General features: G+C 67.9%; 4 protein-coding genes and 1 pseudogene. 3 read left to right on the top strand and 2 right to left on the bottom strand.

What is annotated here, in order from left to right:
• Positions 1-703: hypothetical protein (locus CPE01_RS16160; RefSeq protein ID WP_222592957.1), on the top strand; the 703-nt coding region annotated here is incomplete at its 5' end.
• Positions 700-1,056, top strand: coding sequence for a hypothetical protein (locus CPE01_RS16155; protein ID WP_146807829.1), 357 nt, complete (start codon positions 700-702; stop codon positions 1,054-1,056). The genes CPE01_RS16160 and CPE01_RS16155, both read left to right, overlap by 4 nt.
• A 311-nt stretch (positions 1,057-1,367) precedes the next feature.
• On the opposite strand, the pseudogene istB reads toward CPE01_RS16155, so the two are convergent.
• Positions 1,368-2,173: pseudogene (gene istB, locus CPE01_RS16150) on the bottom strand (IS21-like element helper ATPase IstB).
• Positions 2,170-3,477 carry an IS21 family transposase gene (istA, locus tag CPE01_RS16145; protein ID WP_246784007.1) on the bottom strand — a complete coding sequence of 436 codons (1,308 nt, stop codon included), beginning with the start codon at positions 3,475-3,477 and terminating at the stop codon, positions 2,170-2,172. Before istA ends, istB begins: the two are co-directional and overlap by 4 nt.
• 143 nt (positions 3,478-3,620) lie before the next feature.
• On the opposite strand from istA, the gene CPE01_RS16140 reads away from it, so the two are divergent.
• A partial coding sequence (locus CPE01_RS16140; protein ID WP_146807828.1) for a hypothetical protein occupies positions 3,621-4,295 on the top strand: 675 nt, incomplete at its 3' end.

Below are 4,295 nucleotides of genomic sequence, written 5' to 3'. Positions count from 1 at the left end.
GCTGTCCGACCCGAGCGGCCTGACACCCCGCATCGACGACGACTACGACGGCGGCCGCGGCCCCCTCGCCAGGCGCCCCCCTGCCACCTCCTCGCCCGCGCCAGCAGCGCAGCGTCCGTCATACCCTGAGCCGAGCCCGAGCCCGGGACCCCCTCCGCACCCCTGCCCATGCAGCGGCGACGTCCAGCTACCGACCGCCGCAGAGGTCGGCCACGTTGTAGTGGACATCGCTGGGCTGGCTTTCGATCCCATCGATGCTGTCAACGTGATCTGGTACGCGGTCGAGGGAGACTGGGTAAACTCGGGTCTCTCCGGGGCATCGATAATCCCCGTTGGCGGGTGGTTCGCGACGGCCTTCAAGTGGTGGAGGAACGGCAAGAAGGCCGCCGACGCGGCGGCGGCAGCCGTAAAGTCGCTGGACGAGGTCGGGAGCGTGCTCTCGCGCGGCGATCTGAACCCGAGTCAACTCTCCAACCTGACCAGGTACACCAAGAAGCTCCCCGCTGGTGCACAGGAAACCGTGATCACTCGTGGGGCCGATGGAGCCGTCCAGTTCAGCACGACCGTGCCTGGCCGTGTTCCAGGGTCATACGCGACTTACGACAAGGTCGTCGACGCGTCCGGAGCGACGATCGGCTACACCAAGACGACCGTTCTTCCTGACGGGACGATCCTGCACACGAAAGATAAGTTGAGCCCATGACCGCGCCACCCGATCGACTCCGCCTTCTCGAGCACGTGATCGGTCTGGTCGGGGATCTCGATGCCAACTTCGCTGCTCTTGCGGCGTGTGGGCCGGCTCAACCGGGCGCGGCGGTCCAGGTCGATCGTTCCCTGCTCAGGGGCGTGCTTGATGCCTTCGGGAAGAACGCCATCTCAGCCGTTCAACTTGAGCGATGGGCGGAACTGGCGCAGGGAACTGACGACGTGACTCTCGACCCAGCAGACGAGGAGTACTTGGCTGCGGCGCTTTTCGAGCTGTCCTCACCGCAACTCTTCGGCTCGATGGATGAGATCGTTGCGGACCTCCGACGTCGTGACGACGGCAGGGCGTGACGCGGCCACGGCGGGTGATCCTTGTAGACGGCTCCGCGATGTCCGCGATGGCAGGTGGACGACTCGCTTGCCCGCCTGGGGACCGCTGCGGGGCTGGTTGTCACGGTGTGAGCCGAACCGGCCGCAGTCCCCATAAACATCGGGCTGAACCGGGTGCGAAACTACTGGCGTATCTCCAGGACCTCCAGCCATGATCCGGGTGCGTTGCATATCGAGGCGATGGTTCGCTCGCCCGTCATACGAGGTGGTGACGGCGCTCAGCGAATCTCCTCAGAGTTGCTCGTCGAAGTTCCCCGGGTCGCGTGGGTAGGTTAGCGCGGGTTGGTGCCGGTGGTGACGCGGCGGAGTTGCTCGGCTGCGGCGTGGTGGTTGCGGAGCCGGTAGGAGGCGCCGTCGAGGGTGATGACGACGGAGCGGTGTAGGAGGCGGTCGAGCATGGCGGCGGCGACGGTGGTGTCGCCGAGGATCTCGCCCCAGGCGCCGACGGGGCGGTTCGTGGTGATCACGATCGAGGTCTTCAGGTAGCGCTGGTTGATGACCTGGAAGAGTGCGGAGGCGGCTTCGCCGGGTAGGGGTAGGTAGCCGAGTTCGTCGATGATCAGCAGTGTCGGGCCGGCGAAGAACCGCATCATGGTCGCCCATTTGCCTTCGATCGCGGCGCGGTGGCAGCGGGCGGCGAGGTCGGCTGCGGAGGTGAAGTAGACCCGGTAGCCGGCGTTTACGGCGGCGTGCCCGAGACCTGTCGCGATGTGCGTTTTGCCGACGCCGGGCGGGCCGATGAGGAGCACGTTGGTGGCGGTGTCGATGTAGCGGCAGGTGGCCAGCTCGGCGAGCAGGGACTGGTCGATGCCGGAGGCGTGGTCGTGGTCGAAGTCGTCCAGGGTGGCGCCGGTGGGCAGGTTCGCGAACCGGAACCTGCCGGCGAGGCGCCGTGCGTCGGTCGCGGTGACCTCGATCTGCAGCAGTCGTTCCAGCGCGTGGGTGAGGGTCCAGCCCCGGCTTGCGCTTGATCGAGGACCTTGGGGAGAGCGTCAGCGGCGTCGGCCAGCTTCAGGTCGGTGAGGTGGTTTCGCAGCTGCTGGTAGGTGCTCGCCGCCGCCTTCGTGGTGGGGGTCATCGCAGGGTGTTCCTGTTCTTCGCGGCCTGCTCGTAAGCGGCCAGGCTGATCACGGTCGAGACGGGCTGGCCGGTGCCGGTGAGCACCTGCGCGGCGCGCAGCGCGGCGGCCCCGGGTGGGATGCGTTCCTTGCGGCGGTGCGGGCGTCCTGGCGGTGCCGACGCGAGAGCGATCGCTTCGAGCGCGGTGACGTGCCCGGTGTCGCGGATCGTGACGCCCAGCCCGGGTTCGGCGACCTGGTGGCGGGCCACGACCGTCCCCGACGCGGTGGCGATGTCGATGGTGTCGGCGCCGAGCCGCTGCAGGACAGTCACTTTCGCGGCGGCCAGCTCGGGTGGGACGGAGTAGCGGTTGCCGCGCCAGTCGATCAGCGCCTGCCTCGTCGCGGTGCGCTCCTCCGTGATCACGACCGGGAACGCGATCGGCGGCAGCGGGCGCAGCCGTTCCGCGGCGAACATCGCCTTCGCGGTCGTCTTGCCCGTCTCGGTGCGTCGCGACCGATCGTCCTGGCCGCGGGTGAACGCGTCGATGCAGGCTTGCGCCTGCTCGAGCGTGAGCCCGTCGGCCAGGGTGCGCCACCAGCGTTGCGCGGCCGTGTGGTTGTTCTTCTCGACCACACCCTTGCGATTCCCGGAGCGCGGCCGGCAGACCATGGGCTGGACGCCGTGGTGCTTCGCGAACCCGGCGAACATCGGCGTGAGGTCCCCGGTCTTGTGGTCCAGCACGGTCCGCATCCGGTCGAACCGCCAGACCCTCGTCACACCGCCCAGCAGCGCGAGCAGGGTGGTCATCGCGGCCAGCAGATGCGGGACGTCCATCGAGGGCGACAGCACGGCCCGCCAGACACCGGAGTGCGCCAGCGACCCGACCAGCAGATACGCCCGCTTCGTCGGGAACCCCCAGTGCGCGGGCGGGTCGGGCAGCTCCAGCCAGTCGAACTGGGTCTCCTCGCCCGGCGGGTGCTCGATGATCGCGTTCGGTCGCTTCGTGACGTGCGCGCAGGCGGTGCACGCCGGCCGCAGGTCGCGGGCCCGGATCTGCCGGGTCAGCGTCGGATACGACCCCAGGTAGCCCAGCGACACGAGCTCGTCCAGCAGCGTCGCAGCCCACAGATGCGGGTCCTCAGTCAGCCGGGCGGCGACGTAGTCGACGAACGCGTCGAACGGGTCCGGCGCTGCTCGCTCACGCTGGCCCGGGGTGCGTTCCCCGTTCAGATACGCGCGGATCGTCTTGCGGTCATGGTGGGTGCGGCGGGCGATCTCACTGATCGTCATCCCCTGCCGCTTCAACGCGTGGATGTCCACGCTGCTCCTCTCTGAAAGCATGAGAAGAGGGCCTCCCTCGAAGGCTGGTGTGTGGTCGAAGACCACCAGCATCGAGGGAGGCCCGCCCCATGCGGCGGAGCGACCCAGGGGGGAACTTCAGTGAGCAGAAGTGGGGAGATTCAGTGAGCGCCGTCAACCAGTACGACTCTCTGGGCCGGACGATCCGCAAGACCTCGAACACCGCAGTTGTCGCGTACGAGTACGACACGGCGACGGACTCGAAGGGCGAGCCCGTTCTCGGGCAGCTGGCCTCGCAGACTCGTACTCAGGGCGGCGGCGACTACACCACGACGATCCTCGAGTACGACATCGCGTACCGTCCGCTGCGGACCCAGGTGACGCTCCCGGCCGTCGGTGACCTGGCGTCACTCACGAAGCGAGATTTCGTCACTGAGTTCTCCTACACCGCCGACGGTCAGATCAAGACCGTGAAGCTGCCGCAGATCACGAAGGGCGGCGCGAAGGACGGCGGTGCCAACGTCCTTGGCGCGGAGACCGTCACGACGTACTACGACGCCGCGTCGCGCGCACAGTGGATGGCCGGCGGATTCGGGTGGGGGACCTACGTCGCCGACTCGGTGCATGACTTCGCCGGCCGTCCACTCGTCCATGACCTGGGCACGACCTACGGCGCAGCTGTGTCGTACTCCTATGACCCGACGACCCAGCTGCTCACCCGGATCGCGCTCGACCGTGAGCAGTACTCCGGCACGGATCTTGACGTCGCCTACTCCTACGACGACGCGGGCAACCTGGTCTCCGCGTTCGACGTGCCGTCGAACAAGGCTGCGAACCTT

The organism is Cellulomonas persica, assembly GCF_007989825.1.
GTDB lineage: Bacteria > Actinomycetota > Actinomycetes > Actinomycetales > Cellulomonadaceae > Cellulomonas > Cellulomonas persica.
The sequence above is the reverse complement of the archived record's forward strand: the minus strand, read 5'-3'. Positions and strand labels throughout refer to the sequence as shown.

Excerpts from the sequence above, each read along its gene's own strand:
- CPE01_RS16155 (WP_146807829.1), top strand. The coding sequence starts at position 700 with ATGACCGCGCCACCCGATCGACTCCGCCTTCTCGAGCACGTGATCGGT.